Annotated in this window: 16 protein-coding genes; 5 read left to right on the forward strand and 11 right to left on the reverse strand. The window is 63.4% G+C overall.

The genetic code is table 11. The annotated features are described in order from the left end of the window. Window positions 1-177: 177 nt before the first annotated feature. The 3 genes from QH276_RS22040 to QH276_RS22050 all read left to right on the forward strand — a co-directional run bounded on the left by QH276_RS22040 (window position 178) and on the right by QH276_RS22050 (window position 4,259). Window positions 178-1,359 (forward strand): alcohol dehydrogenase catalytic domain-containing protein, encoded by a 1,182-nt coding sequence (locus tag QH276_RS22040; protein ID WP_280400719.1) that lies wholly within the window; start codon window positions 178-180, stop codon window positions 1,357-1,359. 445 nt (window positions 1,360-1,804) lie between these two features. Further along, window positions 1,805-3,259 (forward strand): NAD-dependent succinate-semialdehyde dehydrogenase, encoded by a 1,455-nt coding sequence (locus tag QH276_RS22045; RefSeq protein ID WP_280406883.1) that lies wholly within the window; start codon window positions 1,805-1,807, stop codon window positions 3,257-3,259. 178 nt (window positions 3,260-3,437) lie between these two features. Beyond that, window positions 3,438-4,259: a fumarylacetoacetate hydrolase family protein gene (locus QH276_RS22050; protein WP_280400707.1), complete on the forward strand. Its 822-nt coding sequence runs from the start codon at window positions 3,438-3,440 to the stop codon at window positions 4,257-4,259. Between the two features lie 356 nt (window positions 4,260-4,615). Here the strand turns inward: QH276_RS22050 and QH276_RS35580 are convergent, their stop codons facing one another. The 7 genes from QH276_RS35580 to QH276_RS22080 form a co-directional block, all read right to left on the reverse strand. Beyond that, on the reverse strand, window positions 4,616-4,969 hold the full coding sequence (locus tag QH276_RS35580) for a LysR substrate-binding domain-containing protein (RefSeq protein WP_432278690.1): 354 nt from the start codon (window positions 4,967-4,969) through the stop codon (window positions 4,616-4,618). Window positions 4,970-4,979: 10 nt separating this feature from the next. Then, on the reverse strand, window positions 4,980-5,921 hold the full coding sequence (locus QH276_RS22055; RefSeq protein ID WP_280400708.1) for a 3-carboxyethylcatechol 2,3-dioxygenase: 942 nt from the start codon (window positions 5,919-5,921) through the stop codon (window positions 4,980-4,982). Between the two features lie 28 nt (window positions 5,922-5,949). Beyond that, window positions 5,950-6,819: an alpha/beta fold hydrolase gene (locus tag QH276_RS22060; protein WP_280400709.1), complete on the reverse strand. Its 870-nt coding sequence runs from the start codon at window positions 6,817-6,819 to the stop codon at window positions 5,950-5,952. Further along, the gene (locus tag QH276_RS22065) at window positions 6,816-8,660 is read right to left on the reverse strand and encodes an FAD-dependent monooxygenase (RefSeq protein ID WP_280400710.1); all 1,845 of its coding nucleotides are present in this window, start codon (window positions 8,658-8,660) and stop codon (window positions 6,816-6,818) included. Before QH276_RS22065 ends, QH276_RS22060 begins: the two co-directional genes overlap by 4 nt. A 4-nt stretch (window positions 8,661-8,664) precedes the next feature. Further along, window positions 8,665-10,074 carry an MFS transporter gene (locus QH276_RS22070; RefSeq protein WP_280400711.1) on the reverse strand — a complete coding sequence of 470 codons (1,410 nt, stop codon included), beginning with the start codon at window positions 10,072-10,074 and terminating at the stop codon, window positions 8,665-8,667. A gap of 88 nt (window positions 10,075-10,162) precedes the next feature. Beyond that, window positions 10,163-11,239, reverse strand: coding sequence for a tartrate dehydrogenase (locus QH276_RS22075; RefSeq protein ID WP_280400720.1), 1,077 nt, complete (start codon window positions 11,237-11,239; stop codon window positions 10,163-10,165). 104 nt (window positions 11,240-11,343) lie between these two features. Continuing rightward, the gene (locus QH276_RS22080; RefSeq protein WP_280400712.1) at window positions 11,344-12,282 is read right to left on the reverse strand and encodes a LysR family transcriptional regulator; all 939 of its coding nucleotides are present in this window, start codon (window positions 12,280-12,282) and stop codon (window positions 11,344-11,346) included. Window positions 12,283-12,808: 526 nt separating this feature from the next. Here QH276_RS22080 and QH276_RS22085 point away from each other — a divergent pair. Then, complete coding sequence (locus QH276_RS22085; RefSeq protein ID WP_280400713.1) at window positions 12,809-14,317, forward strand: FUSC family protein; 1,509 nt, start codon at window positions 12,809-12,811, stop codon at window positions 14,315-14,317. Between the two features lie 125 nt (window positions 14,318-14,442). Here the strand turns inward: QH276_RS22085 and QH276_RS22090 are convergent, their stop codons facing one another. From QH276_RS22090 to QH276_RS22100, 3 genes are all read right to left on the reverse strand, one after another. After that, window positions 14,443-15,552, reverse strand: coding sequence for an alcohol dehydrogenase catalytic domain-containing protein (locus tag QH276_RS22090; RefSeq protein WP_280400714.1), 1,110 nt, complete (start codon window positions 15,550-15,552; stop codon window positions 14,443-14,445). Between the two features lie 122 nt (window positions 15,553-15,674). After that, window positions 15,675-16,295, reverse strand: coding sequence for a cysteine hydrolase family protein (locus QH276_RS22095; protein WP_280400715.1), 621 nt, complete (start codon window positions 16,293-16,295; stop codon window positions 15,675-15,677). Window positions 16,296-16,321: 26 nt separating this feature from the next. Next, entirely contained in the window at window positions 16,322-17,395 is a 1,074-nt protein-coding gene (locus tag QH276_RS22100; RefSeq protein WP_280400716.1) for an LLM class flavin-dependent oxidoreductase, read from the reverse strand. A 348-nt stretch (window positions 17,396-17,743) separates the two neighbouring features. On the opposite strand from QH276_RS22100, the gene QH276_RS22105 reads away from it, so the two are divergent. Then, window positions 17,744-18,478 carry a GntR family transcriptional regulator gene (locus QH276_RS22105; protein ID WP_280400717.1) on the forward strand — a complete coding sequence of 245 codons (735 nt, stop codon included), beginning with the start codon at window positions 17,744-17,746 and terminating at the stop codon, window positions 18,476-18,478. An 80-nt stretch (window positions 18,479-18,558) separates the two neighbouring features. Here QH276_RS22105 and QH276_RS22110 read toward each other — a convergent pair whose 3' ends face one another. Beyond that, a complete protein-coding gene (locus QH276_RS22110) occupies window positions 18,559-19,506 on the reverse strand; it encodes a 3-carboxyethylcatechol 2,3-dioxygenase (protein WP_280400718.1) in 948 nt (315 codons plus the stop codon). Between the last annotated feature and the right edge of the window lie 264 nt (window positions 19,507-19,770).

The following is a 19,770-nucleotide window of genomic DNA, read 5'->3' on the forward strand; positions in this document are numbered from 1 at the left end:
CGGCGCGCCGCAGCTTGCGCACGATGTCCTCCGCGGAATGCCGTTTCCGTCCAGCCATGGTTCCCATAGTCCCTTCTAACCCCTGATCAGGGCCAACGAGACTCTAATTCCGGCTGGTCGCATCCATGGGGGACGGGTCAATCGACTCAACGCCAGAGGAGTACCTAGATGGGTTACATGCACGCCGCCCGCCTGCACGACGTAGGACGGCCTTTTCAGATCGACCAAGTTCCCGTTCCAGAGCCGGGACCGCGCGACGTCCTCGTAGAAGTCAAGGCCTGTAACGTCGTTCCGAACCTGCGAAACGTGGTTACCTCGTGGCCGGAATGGTTCCCCTACCTCCCCCTTCCAGAGTTGCCCGCGATCTTCGGACTTGACGCAGCGGGAGTGGTGTCCCAAGTGGGTTCCCAGGTTCGCAACGTGAAGATCGGGGAGCGGGTATACGTCAACCCGGGGCGTCACTCTGGTGACTCCTATGCGTCGAGGGCCGGTGACCCGCTCAACGATCCCAGCTTCACCTTTCAGGGCTACTTCGGATTCGGCGCCGACTCGCACCAGATTTACCAGGATTATCCCCACGGTGGGTTCTGTCAGTACATGAAGACACCCGCAGACGGATTGGTCACATTGCCAGACTCCGTTTCATTCGAGCAGGCATGCCGGTTCGGGTACTTGGGCACTGCGTACTCTGCGTTGCGCAAGAGTGATGTACATGCGGGCACCTCGGTTCTGATCAACGGTGGTACCGGAACCCTGGGTGTGGGGGCGGTGCTGAATGCCCTCGGGATGGGCGCCAGCCGGATTTTGGTGATGGCGCGAAATCATGACCTTCTCGAACGGATCCGGCAGTTGGATCCCAAGCGGGTTCGCGTTCTCGTCCACGGGGACCGTGCCGTACCCGGATGGGTTCGCGAGCATACTGATGGTCTCGGAGCGGACGCCTTTGTCGACGCAGTGGGGCCCGGTGCTCCGCATGAGATCACACTGTCTGGTATCGACTCCTTGCGTCGTGGGGGCCGGATGGTCGATATCGGCGGCATGTCGGAGGAGTTGCCGTTGAACATGTTCAAGTTGATGTGTTTCCAGATCAGTGTCATCGGATCCAATTGGTTCAGTGTCGCCGAAGGACAGGAGATGGCACGGATGGCTGACGCCGGCACACTGGACCTTTCGGTGTTCGAACACGAGGTATTTCCGTTGTCGCGGGTCAACGAGGCGCTTGCAGCGGTGGAGAGTCGAAATGGTGGTTTCACCAACGTGATCGTCAACCCCGCTTCAGCGAGCATGGATACCGCGCGCGATCACCACAGCGTCCTCGCTGCGGGTGACTGCGGAGCCGCCACGACGCCACGCTCATGACACGACAACACCGACGGGCGAATGAGCACACCGAGCATTGCGTTGCTCGGATAGCGCGACTGGATCGAGGTTGTCGAACCAAGCGAACACGGTCTCGGTGGAGTCGACATTCCGTTCAGTTGTACCGAGATGAACAATTTACGCCGTTGACGGACATTCCAGTCTCGGTGTGGAACAACAACATTGTTGGCGGCCAAAATCAACGTCGCTCGACTTTGCATGAAACACTGGGTCGTCAATCGTCGCACGCGTAGCGGCTCCATCATCAACACCAATCCCGTCACCGGGCTGTGCTGCAGGCACGGGCAACTCTTTGCGGCGCTACCAGAGCGGTTGGAAAGGATCTGGTGGCTGGACGGAAAGATCAACCTCACGGCCCGATTCCGAAGGCTGTATCGAGCGACCCGATAACAGTGCCCGCCTCACACACTGAAAAGACAAGACGATGACAGCAGCTTCCATTCTTCTCGCCTCCGTCCCGACCCTGCTGTGGATCGGAAACAAGCAGGTGTCAGGATCGACAGGCGCCACGTTCAAGGTGGTCAACCCTGCGACCAGTGAAGACTTGGCGTACGTCGCCGACGCAACCGCCGCTGACGGCGAAGCCGCACTCACCGCTGCCGCCGCGGCCCAGCCCGGGTGGGCCGCGACGTCGACCCGCGAGCGTGCTCAGATCCTGCGCCGGGCATGGGAGCTCCTCATCTCACGGCGCGACGAGTTCGCATTATTGATGACGCTCGAGATGGGTAAACCTCTCGATGAGAGCCGCGGCGAGGTCGACTATGGCGCCGAGTTTCTGCGCTGGTTCTCGGAAGAAGCCGTCCGAGTATGCGGGCGTTACACACAATCGCCCTCGGGCGCCGGTCGTATCCTCGTCACAAAAGAGCCGGTCGGACCGACGCTGGCCATCACCCCGTGGAACTTTCCTTTGGCGATGGGAACACGGAAGATCGCACCCGCATTAGCTGCCGGCTGCACTGTGCTCATCAAACCAGCCGCCGAGACTCCGTTGACAATGCTGCTGCTCGCCGAAGTGCTCCACGATGCCGGATTGCCTGATGGTGCGCTGTCAGTGCTACCGACCACACAGCCAGTAGCGCTGACCGGTCCGTTGATTAGCGACTCGCGCCTGCGCAAACTCACCTTCACCGGCTCAACGGGAGTTGGCAAGGTACTGCTCAGGCAATCCGCCGACAGGGTTCTGCGAACCTCGATGGAACTTGGAGGTAACGCACCATTCGTCGTATTCGACGACGCAGATATCGATGCCGCCGTTGATGGTGCGCTGGCAGCGAAGATGCGAAATATCGGCGAGGCTTGTACGGCCGCCAACAGGATCTATGTCGACAACTCGGTGCGCACGGAGTTCAGCGAGAAGCTCACGGAGAAGATGGCGTCACTGACGATCGGTCCCGGCGAAGTCGATGGCACGCAGGTCGGGCCACTCATCAATGAGAAGCAACGCAACAATGTTGCCGACCTCGTCGCGGATGCTGTCGCCAAGGGCGCCGTTCTCGCGACCGGAGGGTCCAGCATCGGCACGTCAGGCTACTTCTTCCAACCCACCGTCTTGACTGACGTCTCCGCCGACGCCCGCATTCTCAAAGAGGAGATCTTCGGCCCTGTCGCGGCAGTCATCGGCTTCGACGGTGAAGCCGAGGGCATCGCCGCCGCCAACGACACAGAGTACGGACTAGCTGCGTACATCTACACTCAGAGTCTTGACCGAGCTTTGCGCGCCGCGGCTGCGATCGAATCCGGAATGGTCGGAGTGAATCGTGGCGTTATCTCCGACGTCGCTGCACCGTTCGGCGGCGTCAAAGAATCCGGTCTCGGACGTGAAAGCGGGATCGAAGGCATCGATGAGTACCTCGAGATCAAGTACATCGCCCTTCCTTGATGCAGGTGCAGGAGGCAACAGGACTCCCCCAGGATCCACGTCGCTGGCGACGAAAGTGGTTGTGATGCTGCTGATGCGCGAACGGTTCGTCGTCGACGATATGCCCACATTTCGCCCGCACCTATTTCGCCGAACAGCCCTGAGCATCCCCTGACATTCATGAGGAGTTGGATCCACCATGCGACTTGCCACCCTTCGCCGCGATGGCACCACCACTGCCGTGCGCGTCGATTCCGATACAACTGCGTCGGTGATCGACGGTTGCACCGATCTGTCCGAACTGCTCGCGAACCCGGAATGGCCCACGATCGCCGAGCGAGCGGCCGGGGCGACCGTGGACCTCACCACCGCCGACTACGCCCCCGTGGTACCCCGGCCCGGCAAGATCATCTGCGTCGGCCTGAACTACGCCACCCACATCAAAGAGATGGGCCGCGACCTGCCCGAGTACCCGACCCTGTTCGCCAAGTTCGCCGAAGCCCTCACCGGCCCCTACGACGTCGTCGTCGTCCCCTCCTACGCTGCCGCGCAACTCGACTGGGAAGCCGAACTCGCCGTTGTGATCGGCAAGCATGCCTACCAGGTCGCCGAATCCGACGCGGATACCTACATCGCGGGCTACTCGGTGATCAACGACTACACGATGCGCGACTACCAGTGCCGCACGTTGCAGTGGGACCAGGGCAAAACCTTCGAGAAGACCAGTGGCTTCGGCCCATTCCTGTCCACCGAATATACCCTCGGGACGCGGGTCGAGACCCGGCTCGAGGGCGAGGTCGTGCAGTCGGCCACCACCGACGACCTGGTGTTCGGTCCCGCGAAACTGGTCGAGTACATCTCACATATCGTCTCGCTGCGATCGGGCGACGTGATCATCACCGGCACGACCGGCGGTGTCGGGCACGCCCGCAAGCCACCGCGCTACATCGGCAACGGCGAAACCGTCGAAGTGAGCATCGAAGGCCTCGGCAGGGTACGCAACACCACCATCGTCAAGTAGGGCCCGCGCCGTGCAATACCACGGGCTGGACCTGTCCGAACGGCTGTGATCGCGCGGCGAGGCACGGCACACTTCTCCCAGTGCGTGGCCGACCTGCACGCCTGGACCTATGCCTGCCTGCTCGCCGTCGTGCTGACGGCAATGCTCCTCCCGCTGATCTGAGCAGCGATCGGCCCGCACTCGTTCAAGGCCGGGACCCGGGCGGGATCGATACATAGTTTCCCGCCGAAGCCCAGCACTCGTGCCCGTGTTGATGCGGCCGTCACCGCTGCGGCGTCGCGACCGTCGACGCTGACTCCGTGGACCGGCGTGGCGAGCCCGGCGACCCGCGAAGCAGACCAGAGTCGAACGGGCATTCAGCAGCGCTTTATCGGTCTCATCAGGGCCGATGTCCACGGCGAAACCGAAGCCCTTTGCGCCAGTGGATGGCTCTCGCGGACAACGACACTCAGTCGGATGGGCAGTACGGGGTGAGTGGTCACGGCACGGCCGGCGTGTGCTTTGTGGATGAAACAGTCGTCGAGATGTCCGTCCAACAATTGCGATCGCAGTGCAGCGGGCTCGGCTTCGACGAGGTCGATGCTCAATGCGGGGTGGAGAACTTCGAGGTCTTCGACCAGTCGGGGCACCAGCCAGACGCGGCGATTGGGCCAGGTTGGAGGGCGCCGCACCGTTCGGGTGTGTGCCGAGGCGCCCGGTCGCCTCGGCACACACCATCGATCAGGCTTGTAGGACGGTGGTCACCCCGAACCCTGCGATGAATTCCGGTATCGGTCTGTAGTAGCTGAAGGTGACGTCGTATTCTCCGATTGCGGACAGTGCGGCATACCCGGCAACCCATGTCCTGACCTCGTGCGCCGAATGGCCCGCCACCTCCTGCATCCAGGCCGGAGTCCAGTGGTCGATCGGCGTCAGATCTCCGGAAGCGAGGATCTCCATCAGGGCTCGATCCCATTCGGGAGCCAGGTCCATGATGTCGGCCTCACCCCGGGCAAAGGCTTTCGCGGTTTCGATAGTGCGCTGCTGGCGGGCAGCCCGCGCTGCTGGCGACAGGTTGCGCCCTGCGCCGATGAGGGTTCTGCGCTGGTCGTCGGTCGCTGAATCCAGCCGGGGAACGGGCGGGTCGTGCGACAGGCCGCCGGAGGCGATGAACAGGATCCGTTCGTCTCGCTGCGCTGCCCAAGTGCCCAGCAGCTCACCGAGGCGGCGAACCCGTGCCATTGGGGTTAACGGTGGCGCGGCAGCGTTGACGAAGATCGGGACGACGGGTTTGGTGGTGATGTCGCCATATACGATTTCCATGGGCTGCACAGCGCCGTGGTCGACCTCCATTCGGAGGGAGATAGAGGTGTCGACCCCGCCGGCCAGGATCCACTCGGCGAGCGAGCGGGCGGTGTCCTCGGGGACGTTCAGGTCGCCTGCCTGGCTGCCGAAGTCGCCGATTCCGGAGGCTGCGAGCGCGACGCAGAACGGTGGCATCAGTTCGTAGAAGAAACCGTTGTAGTGGTCCGGTGCGAGGTTGACGATCAGGTCGGGATCGAATTGCTCGACGAATTCCCGGGCAGCGGTGAAGGCGTCCTCGATCTCAGCGGACACCTCGGGTGCCGGCTTGATCTCGTGAAGTAGCGGGCTGTGCGACATTGCAAGCAACGCGGTTGTCATGTCGGCTCCTCTCCGCAGGTCGTCCTGCTCACCGGTCGAGCAGGAAATCGAGGTGGATGCGGTCGAATGTGGCCGTGTCCTCGTACTGTGGCCAGTGACCGCATTCGTCCATCACTTCGAGGCGTGCACCGGGAATCAGGTCTGCGATTCGGCGGGCCTCGTCGACCGGGCCCGACGGGTCTTTTGTCGTCCACAGCACCATGGCCGGGACCGATATCGATCGCAGTTCGTCGTCGGAGATCATGTTGCGCTTCCGGATCACCGGATCCTGGAGTGCCATGTTCATCTCGCAGGCTTTCAGCCAGTCCGGCTGTTGGAAAATGGCCTGACGGGTGCGGATGAGATCGTCGGTGACCCGGGCCGGGTCGGCCATCAGCCATTCCAGTCGTGCTCGCACCCGTTCCCACGACGGGTCCTTCGCCGCTTCCATAGACAAGTTGTAGATGCGGGCCATGACCTCGGGGTTGGCCATGGTTCCGCCCATCGTGTTGAGCACCACACGCTCGACGCGTCCGGGGTGGTCGATCGCCAGCCGCGCCGCTGTCCAGCCACCGAGTGACTCCCCGGAGATCAATGCTTTGTCCACACCGATCGCGTCCAGGAAACCGAGCACGTGGTCGACGTAGTGCTCTATCTCGAGGGAGTGGTCGGGCTTGTCGCTGTATCCGTGGCCGATGAAATCGATGGCCCATACCGAGAAATGGCGGGCGTGGGAAGCCAGGTTGCGTGCGTAGGCTTCCGCGTGCCCGGTGATGCCGTGCAGTAGTAGCAAGGTCGGTGCGTCCGGTGGACCCGCGTGTAGATATCGCGTGCGATATCCGGCGGCGTCGAGAAATCCCTGCTGGAATTCGGTGGCGACGAGGTCGTCCCAGATGCTGGTGTAGCCAGGGGCTGTCATGACATGACTCCTTCGGTGACCTGGGTGGTGTCGAGAATGTGCGGCTGTCCGCTGATAGCGGCGAAGTCGTGATCAGCGCTGATATGGCGCGGTTCTACACCGAGGATGGTGTGCAGTGCCTCGGTCAGAAGGTGAAGAGCGGTATCGGTGTCGTGGATTGCGGCGCGGTGGCGCCAGGCAACGCATCCGTCCGGACGAACCAGTAGGGCGCCGGCCTCGTCGGTTTCGCGTAGTCTCGCCCAATCGCCGTAAAGGTCCTGGCATTCGTCATTGCCGATGATGACGGTGTGCAGCCACGGAACGCACAGGTTTGTCACGGCTTCTTCCCACGCGGTGCCCGTCAGCCCGGTGACGAGGGAAAAACGACCGTGACCCGTGACGTCGAGTGTGGAGACGCGCCGCCCCCGACTGTTCACCAGCCACGTGTGAGGGATCTTGGCTCCGGGCCTGGTTGTCGCCTGCGAGTACAGCTGGGGATCGCGTTCCCATGTCTCGTCGCCGTCCGCCGGGTCGTTCACGACGGCGGATGAGGAGTAGCGCTGGTTCAGCTCGACACCCTGAGCGTTGAATTCGTAACTCTTCAGATCGAGCGCCGCCACCAACGCCGCACGAGCTGCTGCGCCTTCGGTGCTGCGTTCGCGGATGCGAGCCAGGCCCGCAGTAAGTCCAGGTCCGTCGGGCACGGCGCCGAGAGCGGCCCGTAATGGTGCGTAGTCGAAGCGGGACTGATTGGCCCGTTCGACGATCTGCTTGCCGACCGGGCTCCTTTCGGCGGTATACGTGTCGAGCAGATTCGGCGCGGCCCAATTTTTCAGAACGTAAGCGAGTTTCCAGGCGAGGTTGAACGCGTCCTGGACCGAGGTGTTCGAGCCCAGCCCGGACGAGGGAGGGTGACGGTGTACGGCGTCACCACAGCAGAACACGCGACCACGTCCGTAGCTGGTGGCGTAGGCCTGGTTGACATACCACGGTGACACCCATTGGATCTCGGCATCCAGATTTGGGTCGCCGACGAGTCCACGGATCCGCTGCAGTGCATTGTCGTGATCGAGATCGGGATCGCCGGCGGATTTGTCGAAACCCCAGCCCGCCATCCACTCGGTCCATGGCCGTACTGCGCGCAGGACACCGAGTCCCAGCTCTCCGTATCCGGTGTCCTGGTTCAGGACGTAGTGAAGCACCGCCGGACGATGTGCGACATAAGTACTGAGGTCGGCGCGGAAGTATGCGTAGATCTGTCCGGCGCGGGCATGCTCGCCGACGATCTTCAAGCCGATCTTCTGGGCGATCGCGGACTTTGCACCGTCGGCGCCGATGAGGTAGCGCGCTCGCCGCGACCAGACGTGTCCGTCGATTCCGTTGCGGAAGGTGACGGTGATCCCGTCGGCGTCCTCGCTGTGATCGAGATACTCGGTGTTGAAGGAGAACTGGGCTCCTCGGGTCGCGGCCGCGTCGACAAGAATGGGCTCGAGCTGCGGTTGGCCCAGGTCCAGGAGCGGACACGGGCTACCCAGCAGGTAATCGCTTCGCCGATGATCGCCGGTGCCCCAGGTACGCAGGCGCGCGACCTCCGGGCCGGTCAGGCTCGTGGTGAAGGTGGTATCACCGATCAGCTCCCAGCGTGTGGCTTTCGCGCTGATGTCGTCTTCGACGCCGAGGTCACGGAAGACCTCGTTCGCGCGCTGGTTGATCACGTGCGCTCGGGGAGTGTTCGCCAGCCAGTTCCAGCGGCTGACCGCGTGGACACGCACCCCGTAGGTCGCGAGTGCGAGCGCTGTCGTGGCGCCGGCCGGGCCGGTTCCGACAACGATGACATCGGTATCGGGTAGTTCGTCGGTCATAGTTCTATTCCTTTGCGGTAACAGGAGCCAGGTTCGCTGCATTCGGCTGCGACCCGGGGGAGGCGAATGGCGCCGAGGCATCGCCGGGAGTGTCGGGGAGTTGCGCGTCCGCTTCTGTTCTTTGACGGGCGGCTTCACTGCGTCCCCACGGCCCTCCGACGAGTAGCAGCGACAGGATGGAGATGCCGGAGACTCCCAGCAGGTAGAGCGCCAGTCCAACGGTGCTCGAGGTCGCGGCGAACAGTGCAGTCGCGATGAGTGGAGCGAACGCGGCACCGCTGAGCTGGGCGAGGGTGTAGCCCAGCGAGACGCCGGTATACCGGACCTCGGGGCCGAACATCATGGCGAACAACGACCCGGTAGCTCCGCCGGCCGGCGCCATCGCGAACCCGAACATCAACATCATCGCCGCCGCGAATGCGACGGGCGAACCGGTTTCGATCAGCGCCAGCGTCGGTATGACCGCTACCGCCATCGCGACGGCTCCGACTGTGTAGGTGGTTCGTCGGCCGATACGGTCCGATACTGCACCGAACACCGCGTACAGTCCCGTGGCGACGACGGCCGCGGCGAAGACGCTCAGTAGCACCGACGTCCGTTCGAGGCCGTGCTGCGAAGTCCCGTAGGAAACCAGATAGGACATGCAGATATAGGCGAAGATTCCTTGGCTGACGAAAATGCCGGCCACGAGAAGGATCTGGCGCCACCAGTTACGGACGGCGGTCTTCGCGGGCAGTGCAACCTGTGCTTGCTGCTGTCGAACTCTGGTGAATGCCGGACTCTCGGCAAGCCGTAGTCGAATGGCCAGCCCGAGGATCACCAGTACCGCGCTGAACATGAACGGGAGTCGCCAGCCCCAGGACAGGAACGCCTCATCGGAGAGTTGCGCGACGAGCAGAAATGCGAGGGTGGCGATGGCCACGCCTGCCGGAGACCCCATCTGGGCGAAGGCGCCGTAGAAGCCGCGCCGATGCGGTGGTGCGTGTTCGACGGCCATGAGCGTGGCCCCGCCCCACTCACCGCCGACGCAGAATCCCTGTACCAGGCGTAGCAGTGCCAGGCATATCGGCGCGGCGATGCCGATCGTCGCGTAGGTGGGTAGCAGGCCCATCAGGAACGTTGCCGCCCCCATTCCGACCAGAGAGGTGACGAGCATTTTCTTGCGGCCGACGCGGTCGCCGAAATGACCGAAGACGATGCCGCCGACCGGCCTGGCGAAGAACCCGACGCCGAATGTGGCGAACGACAGCAGTGCGCCGATCAATGGACTCTCGCCGGGAAAGAACAGGGTCGGAAAGACCAATGCCGCGGCGGTGCCGAAGATGAAGAAGTCGTAGAACTCGATACTGGTACCGATGAAGCTGGCCGAGGCGACTTTGGCGGGAGTACTGCCGGTAGTGCTGGATCGAGACATGAGTTGCTCCGTTGCAACGAGGGAGAGAAAGGTGCGAGTCGGGGTCCCGCGGCTGCAGGCGCGGGAGAAGCCCCTATCGGGAGCTGATTCAGAGGGCGTCGATAATGGCGGCGACCACTCGGGCGGTATCTGCCGAACCTCCGATATCACGCGTAAGGATTCCGCCGCCGAGAGCGATATCGACAGCCTTGTGCACCCTGGCGGCATCGTCGTGGAGGCCGAAATGCTCGAGCATGAGCGCGCCGCTGAGAATCGCTCCGATAGGGTTGGCCACTGCTTGTCCGGCGATATCGGGCGCGGAGCCGTGGACGGGCTCGAACATGCTGGGGAAGCGACGCTCGGGGTTGAGGTTCGCACTGGCCGCCAATCCGAGGCTGCCGGCCAGAGCTGAGCCGAGGTCCGACAGGATATCGGCGTTCAGGTTGGAGGCGACGACTACGGACAACTCTTCGGGATGCAGGACGAATTTGGCGGACATGGCATCCACCAGCACTGATTCGGTTTCGACATCGGGGTAGTCGCCCGAGACGCGTGTGAAAACCTCGTCCCACAGAACCATGCCGTACTGCTGGGCGTTGCTCTTCGTCACGCTGGAGACCTTGCGATGCGGCCGGGTACGTGCAAGGTCGAAGGCGAACCTCATGATACGTTCGCAGCCCTTTTCGGTGAAAAGTGCTGTCTGCAGGGCGACCTCGTTTCCAGGGCCGCGTGCGGCGAGATTGCGGCCACCGAGGCCGGCGTACTCGCCTTCGCTGTTCTCCCGAACGACCACCCAGTCGAGATTCTTGTCCTCTGCACCTCGCAGCGGTGAGGCCACCGCCGGGTGAAAGCGTACGGGTCGCACATTCGCCCACTGATCGAAACCTTGCGTGATAGCCAGGCGTAGCCCCCACAGACTGACATGGTCGGGCACATCGGGCCAGCCGACCGCGCCGAAATAGATCGCGTCGAAATCCCGGAGGCGATCGAGTCCGTCTGTGTCCATCATTCTTCCCGTGGAGCGGTAATACTCACATCCCCAGGGGAATTCGACCCATTCGAATTGGTATTCACCGGATGTTGTCGCCAGGCGGTCGAGGACGGCGCGGCCCGCGGCAACCACCTCGGTTCCCACGCCATCGGCGGGGATGCTCGCGATCCGGAAGGTTCGGTGAGTGCGGGTCATGGCGTCGATCACTCCTTGCGTCATCAATCGGGAATGATGCGAGTGAACCAAGCCACAGATGGGGTGGTCCAAGACCAGTTTCGGATCGCGCGGATAGGAGATGCTTATGGCTGCACTTCGGCGGCGTCGGCGGAGTCGATCGAGGTACGGAAATAATCTGCCGGCCGATAGGCACGGGCTTCGGCGAGAAACGCCTGGGCAGGCGCGGACAGTACGCCGTCGCGGGCGAGCAGCACGACGCTGAGCCGTGCCGGAAGGTCCAGTTCGGCGATCCTTGCTCCGGCCCGGCGGGCCATCGGAGCCCATGCCGAGGGGACAATCGCCAGGCCTACACCGTCGAGTACCAACGGCAACAGTGAGGTCCTATGTGACACCTCGGCGACGATGTGGACATCGGCGTCCTGGCGCAGCAGATCATCGACGATTCGTCGCATGAGTGTTCCGCTGCTCGGAGACTCGATCACATCCGCCCCGGCCAAGATCGCCGGGGACACCACTTCTCCGTCCGGAATATCGGCCCAGGGTGCCCCGATCACCGAGAACGGCTGGTCCTCCAGTAATAACGATGTCAGCCCCGGCTCTTCAATCGGCCCGGTAACCCCCACCAGCCCCAACTCGTATGCACCCTGTTTGAGATGAGTTATCACCTCTCCGGGAGCGAACGCGCCCCCCGCTCTCAACGCGAGGCCGGGATGGCGTTTCCGCAGTCGGCGGGTGAGAGTGGCCAGCGGCTCGATTCCGGGAGCCGGCATGGTGACGAGCTCGACGGTTCCGCGCAGCAGGTCATCGACGGACTCGACCGCTTCCCGCGCTGTGCGCAGACCTCGCATCACGCTGCGGGCAGGCTCGACCAAGGCCGAACCGGCGGGACTGAGTACCACGCCCCGGCTGAGCCGGTGGAACAGTTTGGCGCCGAGATCTCGCTCCAGGCCGGCGATCGACTGCGACAGTGACGGCTGTGCGACTCGCAGATGTTCGGCAGCGCGACCGAACCCGCCGTGGTCGACGATAGCGAGGAAGTATCGTAATTGTCGGATATCCAAGGTCCTCACCTCCCTCGATAGGAGGAGCCTACCGGCGTGGCATCAGCGCTGCGCTGGGTGACCTCAGCGAAACCGGGATCAGCGATGAGCGGCGATCGATTCTCGACCGATCCCGGCCGGTTTCGGGCGCGGCGAGGGACACCGTTCTGGGAAAGGCCACGCTGATCTGCAGGCTTTCACGATCGAGTCCACAACTCTGACCTTCGCGCAGGTCCGTGACCGGGAGCGGAGCGGTCTGCCCAAAGCCACGATGCATCGGTTGCCCACAGATTTGGTCGGCGTCGGGCTGCTCGACCGTAACGGGCCGCGCTCTCGGCTGTCCCGGTTGGTATTCGAGCTCGGGTTGCGCGCTTCCGCCGAGCGCAGCCTCTTCCCGATCGGCACCGGTGAACGCAGTGGTACGTCTAGACGTCTAGCATTCTAGTTGATAAGGTGCATTGTGCACGTAACGGACCATGTGAGAGCAGCTCTGAGGGCCCGTCCCGCCGATGCGTTTGTGGCACCCGCCGTCCGAGCCGGTATTGCCGTGGGTGTTCCCCTGTTTTTTGCCCTTGCGACGGGCTCGGCGATGTGGGTTCCATATCTGGCGCTCGGCTCACTGGCCGCCTTGTACAGCAAGAACGACCCGTACCGGCGCCGTGCACAGGTGCTGGCATGGGTGGGGGCCGCGCTTGTCGCGGCGGTTGTACTCGGTGTTTGGTCGTCGTCCATGCTTACAGACCACCATGTCCGGCTCATCGTGGTGGCCGTGTTCGCGGCACTGGCGAAATTGCTCTGTGACGTGGCTCGATCCGGACCACCAGGTGGGCTGATCATCGGGTTCGCCTGCGCGACCACCGCGTTCCTTCCACCCCCGGTGCCCTCACTCGCCGCCGTCTTCGCGGCTTGTGTATCGGGTGCAATGTTCGCGTGGTGCGTCTGCATGTTCCCGTGGCTCTTCGATCCACACGGGCCCACCCGGGTTGCAGTGGCGCGGGCGTTGCGCAACGTCGCGAAACTGTCGCTTCCCGCAGCGGACGACGGGCGTGCCAGACAAGAGGCTGCTCTGCAGATCTATACCGCGTGGACGGCGCTCTCGGCCTCGGCTCGTCGGCGTCCGCAGTCGCGGCGCACGTTGGCAGCCATGACCGCACGAGCGGAGAGTTTTCTTCTCCGATCGTGCCCGGTGAGCAGCCAGGAGTATAGGGAATTGCTGAAGATGGCCTCGCACATCCGGTTCTCGCCGCGGCTGGCGTTCCTGCCGACACAGAGCGAACGCGACGAGATCGAGGGCCTCGCCATGGAAGCGAGGGCAGCTGCGGCCGCGCAGCGCATTCGCTTCTCGGCGTTTCGCGCGATTCGGGCGGCATGTCGTCCGTCCTCGGCGGAGATGCCCGGCGCAGCCCGGGTTTTCTGCGGGTGCCTTCTGGCCGGCGGTGTGGCGCTGGCGGTCGGCGCCGGGCATTCCTACTGGGCTGCGGTGACAGCCATAGCGATTCTGCAGGTATCGAGTCGTACTGCCAGCCTTCACCGGTTGATCCAGCGCATTGTGGGGACGATGGCTGGCCTGGCCATCTGTATGGCGGTTATGTCCTCGGTGTCCTCTCCATTCGTTCTTGCGGCAGTGATCGTTGCCTGCATGGTGCTGGGTGAGATGCTTGTCGTGCGCAACTACGGCTACGGCATGATCCTGATTACCCCGACGGCGATCTTGCTGGTCACCCTCGCGACCCCAGGTGATGCTTGGGTGATGACGCGCGACCGGTGGGTGGACACCCTCATCGGAGCGGCGGCTGGTGTTGTCTGCGCGGTTGTCGTGCGTAACCGCCGCGCATTCGCCGTTCTCGAGCAGAGTATGCGGCGGTGCCGGAACGTCACCGAGACCAAATCACCGCCACTGGATGACGAATCCAGATGGCAGCTCGTGCTCGAGCTCGGTTCCCTCCGCGCGGCCTACGAAGTATCCAAGGGGGAATACCCGGCTCGGGATCTGCCGACGGACGAACTTCTTCGGATCGAGCGGTGCGGACACGAATTGCTGGCGAGCTCGGGCTGAGGTTCTTCTACCGTTCGGCGGCACAATCCCGCCGAACGGTAGAAGAACCGCTTTTCACCGGCTATCGGAACGGGGTCTGCGCCGCAGAGTCAACGGTCTCCGTGCTGTCAGTGGTCTTCTCATCGTCACGGGATACTGACGAAATTGGTGAAACCGCCGTGCCGTTCCGGCAGGTCGGCGAGTGCCTCGTTGATCTTCTCCAGCGGAAACCGGTGGTGCTCGAGCACCGAGAGGTCGAGGATGCCGGCCCCGATCAGGTCGGCCATATCTTGTGCCTCGGCGGTGGAGAACCACAGGCTTCCCAATACGCTGATCTGCCGGCACATCAGCGAGAACATATCCAGTGGGGGGCGTTCCATCATGCCGCCGATATCGACCGCCACTCCGCCACGGCGCAGGGTGCTGACCGCGTCGAGGAAGGATTCGGCGGGGGCGCCGGGACCGAGTGCGTCGATGACGATGTCGACGCCGTCTCCGCTGTTGTGTTCGTGCACCCAGTTGCGCAGATCGTCGGCTCCCGCAGGTAGGACCTGGATGCGCTGGGGGTCGATCGCGCGTACCTCCTCGAGCAACGCCGCATTGCGGCCGGTGCCGAAGATGCGGGTGACGCCCAGAGCGAGCGCGCTGAGACAGGTCCCCAGGCCGAGTGTGCCTGAGATACCGTCGATCAGGACGGTGGTACCCGGTCCCGCTCCGGCCTTCCGCAATGCGGAGTAGCCGGTCCCCAGGTAGCCGAATCGCGCTCCTTCTTCGTAGGTAACCGAGTCCGGTAGCTTCACCAGGTTGCGTTGTGGGGCGGTCAGGTACTCGCTGAGGCCGCCATAGGGATAGGCGTCGAACATGGTCCGGCCGTCGGAACAGAACGAGAAGTAGCCCATGAACGTGTATCGATCGCAGTTCTGGTCTTTTCCCTGTCGGCACGCGCGGCACGCGCCGCATGACAGGCCTGGGTTCACATAGACGCGGTCCCCGACGGTGACATCGGTGACACGAGTTCCGACAGCAGTGACGATGCCTGCCGAGTCGAGGCCGAAGATCGCGGGAAGTTCGGGTAGTGGCAGGTAGGGGAACCATTCGTGATAGGTGGCGAGGACATTGCTCAGGTTGGGTACGACGTTGCATGCCTTGACCTGGACCAGCACGTCGGTTGCGCGCGGTTGGGGGATCGGGATCTCCTCGATCTTCATCGGCTCGTCGATGTGGTGCAGGCGAGCTGCGCGCATGGTGGCATTCATTGAGAGGCGAACTCCTTGTGAGCGGGTCGTTCGGGTATCTGGTGCCGGGAGGGCACGGGGCGGAGGTGCGAGTGGCGGCTTGGGGCCCGATCCGGGCTTGCGTACCGCGTTCGGGGCTACGGTCAGGCGGGTGTCCTCGTGACTGCGGTGGTGAGCGCGGTGCGGATTTCGTCGACCGTGGCGATCTCGCCGAGCAGGGCCAGTGAGTCGATACTCGCCGCGTGTGCTTCGGGGGTGGCGGCCGAGCAAGCATCGGCCGCGATCACTACGCGATACCCGAGATCGCTTGCTACTCGCGCGGTTCCTTCTACGGACGCGTTGGTGGCCACGCCTGCGAATACGAGCGTGGTGAGGTTCCTGTCGCGCAGGATGGTGTCGAGGTCGGTTCCGGTGAACGCCCCGATCCGTTGATGGGTGACAACGATATCCGCGGTGCGGGGTGCGAGCGGCTCGACGATCGCGGCGAGCTCGCTTCCCTCTTTGAGGCATCCGGTCTGGGCAACGATGCCGAGCAGCGGCGAGTTGACGTGAAGGTCGGAATGATCGGGTTTCCACGCGACGCGGGTGTAGACCACAGTGCCGCCGGCCTCGCGGACTGCTTCGGTGACGGCGGCGACGCGTTCGACAATGTGGTGTTCGGTCACCTGCTGGTGGAAAAAGTCTGCGAAGGCGCCGGTAGGCCCGACGATATCGCCTTGGCAGTGGACTGCGATGACAGCGGTGGTGCGGGGATCGAGTTCCATGGAAGCTCCTGTGGGTGCGGGCCGGGTCAGGCGTGGGCGAGGATCGAATGGCCGACGTCGTCGATATCTCGGGATGCGGTGGCAGGGTTGGACAAGAACACCTGAAGGATGTCGACACCGGATTCACGCATCAGAGTGGCCTTTTCACGCAGTTCGGCGGGGGATCCATAGAGACACCAGTAATCGACCAGTTCCTTGGTGATGATCGGGCGATGTCGCGGATCGAGTCCGCGCAGATACCGAGCCCAGACATCGAGGTAGTGCGGTTGATCAGAGGCCGCCGGATCGCCGAGGTACGCCTGGGCCGCGGTGATGGAGGCGTCGACGATGGGATCACCGAGTTCTTCTCGATGCTGGTTCATCAGCCCGGAATTGGTGATGCACGAACTTATCGGGCCTGAGCCGAAGCCGTTGGTGACGCCGTCCTCCCAGGTTTCGCCGTTGCGAAGCTGATAGAACCACGACAGGGAGACGAGCTTGACCGATCCGGGTGAGCGGCCGGCGTCAGCGACCGCCTTGTCGAGTTCACGCCGGATCAACCGGATCATGTCGGCATCGGGGCCCAGGCAATAGACGACCGCGTCGGCATACTTGGCGGCTTCCCTGAGCCCGCGCGGCCCGCCTGCTGCTACCCAGATCGGGATATGGTCGGTGACGTTGTAGTACCCGCTCTGCCTATCGAGGAATTCCACGTCCCGGGTTTCTCCGAGCCAGTGGTGGGCGATGCGGCGCCCGGCCATCAGTTCTCGCGCGACCTCGATGGCGTCGGAAAGTTCGGATATCTTCGCCGGCCGGTTCCCCATCGACCGAAGGGCGTTGTTGGCTGTGCCGATTCCGAGGAACGTCCGCCCCGGCGCCAAAGCGTTGAGGGTGGCCATCGAGTTTGCGGTGACCGGGGCGATCCTGGTCAGGGGGTTCGTCACCATCGTCCCCAGCGCGATGGAGCTGGTCTGCTGCGCCGCGAGAGCAAGGAACTGATACGGGTCGCTGAACAGCAAGGGGCCTTCGCCGACACCGAAGTGGGTGATCCCGAGGTCCTCGGCTTGTTTGACCATCGCCACTTGGTCGATCTTGGCGCAGGTGCCGATGCAGAATTCCATGTGCTTCTCCTTGCTGTGTCCCGCAGAGCGCCGGCGGGTGTATATCGGTCGGCTGTTTCGGGACGGCCGGTCGGCTGAGAGGTGGTCGGGACCGCCCCTCGATGGGCTCCGAACGCGCTGCAGGTCGAACTCCTGCGCCTCGGATTCGTTTGTGGGTCAGGCCCTTACTCGTGGTCCGGAGGTGATGTAGTCCGGTAAACGAGCCCTAAGCCCATCCGGTGGAATGCTAGCGTTCTAGAGATGAATATAGTCGAGGGTGACCCACACCACAAGTACTAGAATGCAAGCATTCTGTTGAAGGACCCGGGACCGGGTGACACCGTGACGGACAACCGAGAGGATGTATTGATGAGCGTCGCCTATGACGGTGCGGGGCTGGGTGACGAGGCGGCCAGTCTCTTGGCCAACGCGCGCACTTCTGGAGCTCGTTTGTCGTCCGCGCTGTACGACATCCTCAAGACGCGCCTGATGGAGGGTCGTTACGGCGCCGGGGAGAAGATCGTCGTCGAGTCGATCCGGCAGGAGTTCGGGGTCAGCAAGCAGCCGGTGATGGATGCGCTACGTCGGCTGTCCAGCGAGAAGCTGGTTCATATCGCACCCCAGATCGGCTGCGAGGTCGTCTCGTACAGCCGGCGCGAGGTCGAGGATTTTTACACTCTGTTCGGCGGTTTCGAGGGGACGATCGCGGCAGTTGCGGCTACCCGCCGGACCGAGACACAGATGCAGCAGCTGGACCTGATCTCAGCCCGCATCGACGCACTCGTCGGATCGGGCGATCCCGACGTCCGAGCCCGCGGCTACCGCGTCCATAATCGCGAATTCCACGCGATGATCCACGCTATGGCGCATTCCCGGATCATGGCAGAGACGAGCCAGCGGATGTGGGATCTCTCGGATTTCCTCATCAACACCACCGGCATCCCCAATCCGTTGGCGAGTGCGCTACCCGAACGTCAGCACGATCACCGAGAGATCATCGAGGCGCTGCGCAACCGGGACGGGGCTGCTGCGCGTAGCGCGATGGAATTCCATATCGTCGGCACCATAGCGGTCATCCGTGACGAAGCGGGGGCCGGCAGCTGATGTCATTCAGCCGGGCCATCTGCAGCAAAGGACGAGGAAGGCCACCCGCCTCCCTCGTCCTTTGTGCAGTCGGGAATGCCTCAGCTGTCCCTGGTGGAAACGGCTGTGGTGATCGCGAATCCGGCAATCCACTCCGGGATTTCGCGATAGAAGCTCGAGGTGACCCGATACGGCCCGGCCGCCCGCATGGCCGCGTACGCAGCGATCCAGGTACGCACCTCATGCGAAGAATGCCCGGCCTGCTCGACGAACCAGTCGTTTGACCAGCCGTCGATCTGTTCGAGGTCACCGGAGGCGAGGACATCGAGCAAGTGACGGTCCCATTGCGGGTTCAGCGGTTGGATCGTGCCGAGGCCGGCGGCGAAGTCGCGGCCCGCGGTGATCACGCGCTGTTCGCGGGCGTCGCGCTCCGCGGCGCTGGGATTGCGCCCATCGATCAGTCTTTCCCGAACTTCCGGGGGCGCGCTGGCGAACTGTGGAACCGGGGGATCGTGAGAGAGGCCGCCGGAGCCGACGAACAATACCCGCTTGTCGAGGTTCGCGGCGGCCCGGCCGACCGCCTCACCGAGTAGACGTACCCGATTGACCGGACCGAGCGGCTCGGCGACGGAGTTGATGAAGATCGGTACGGTCGGTAGCGCAGTAATCGACCCGACCAACAGTTGCAGCGCTTGGGCGAACCCATGATCGACATGCATGCGTTCGGAAAATGCGATATCGAGGCCGCTGGCCAGGGCCTCCCGGGCGACGGCGTAAGCGGCAGCGCGGTCGACATCGAGTGGGCCCGCTTCCGTTCCGTAGTCACCGACCGACTGGGCCGCCGCACCGACACAGAACGGCGGCAGCAGGTCGTAGAAGACGCCGTTGTAGTGGTCCGGGGCGAAGATCACGACCAGGTCGGGGGCGAACTCGGCAATGAACCCGCGCGCATGCGCGAAAGCGGCGTCGACGGCATCGATCACCTGCTGGTCCGGGTCATTGCGGCCCATCAAAGGGGAATGCGACATCGCGCACAGCGCTACGGGCATCGTTGTTCTCCTTGCATTGCCTCGTAGCCACGACCGCCCGCCGCAGGCGTGGGCGCGTGAACGGGGGAAGGACTCAGAGGTGGTTCATCGGTGGAGTACCGGCTCGGCGGGTGGTGTCCTGCGCGAGGGCACGGACACCACCCACAGCCGTGGGATTTTAGGTGGAGGAGGAAATACACGGGCAGTTTTTTGTAGGTTACGGCATCGTACTTAAGAGGGCCAATATAACAAGTGAAACAGAATTACAGGGGGGGACCCGGGAGG

The organism is Nocardia carnea, from assembly GCF_029869215.1.
GTDB lineage: Bacteria > Actinomycetota > Actinomycetes > Mycobacteriales > Mycobacteriaceae > Nocardia > Nocardia carnea_B.

Bases quoted from the DNA above. Each gene is read 5' to 3' on its own strand.
- QH276_RS22040 (WP_280400719.1), top strand. From the start codon at position 178: ATGCACGCCGCCCGCCTGCACGACGTAGGACGGCCTTTTCAGATCGAC.
- QH276_RS22045 (WP_280406883.1), top strand. From the start codon at position 1,805: ATGACAGCAGCTTCCATTCTTCTCGCCTCCGTCCCGACCCTGCTGTGG.
- QH276_RS22050 (WP_280400707.1), top strand. From the start codon at position 3,438: ATGCGACTTGCCACCCTTCGCCGCGATGGCACCACCACTGCCGTGCGC.
- QH276_RS22055 (WP_280400708.1), bottom strand. From the start codon at position 5,921: ATGACAACCGCGTTGCTTGCAATGTCGCACAGCCCGCTACTTCACGAG.
- QH276_RS22060 (WP_280400709.1), bottom strand. From the start codon at position 6,819: ATGACAGCCCCTGGCTACACCAGCATCTGGGACGACCTCGTCGCCACC.
- QH276_RS22065 (WP_280400710.1), bottom strand. From the start codon at position 8,660: ATGACCGACGAACTACCCGATACCGATGTCATCGTTGTCGGAACCGGC.
- QH276_RS22070 (WP_280400711.1), bottom strand. From the start codon at position 10,074: ATGTCTCGATCCAGCACTACCGGCAGTACTCCCGCCAAAGTCGCCTCG.
- QH276_RS22075 (WP_280400720.1), bottom strand. From the start codon at position 11,239: ATGACCCGCACTCACCGAACCTTCCGGATCGCGAGCATCCCCGCCGAT.
- QH276_RS22090 (WP_280400714.1), bottom strand. From the start codon at position 15,552: ATGAATGCCACCATGCGCGCAGCTCGCCTGCACCACATCGACGAGCCG.
- QH276_RS22095 (WP_280400715.1), bottom strand. From the start codon at position 16,295: ATGGAACTCGATCCCCGCACCACCGCTGTCATCGCAGTCCACTGCCAA.
- QH276_RS22100 (WP_280400716.1), bottom strand. From the start codon at position 17,395: ATGGAATTCTGCATCGGCACCTGCGCCAAGATCGACCAAGTGGCGATG.
- QH276_RS22105 (WP_280400717.1), top strand. From the start codon at position 17,744: ATGAGCGTCGCCTATGACGGTGCGGGGCTGGGTGACGAGGCGGCCAGT.
- QH276_RS22110 (WP_280400718.1), bottom strand. From the start codon at position 19,506: ATGCCCGTAGCGCTGTGCGCGATGTCGCATTCCCCTTTGATGGGCCGC.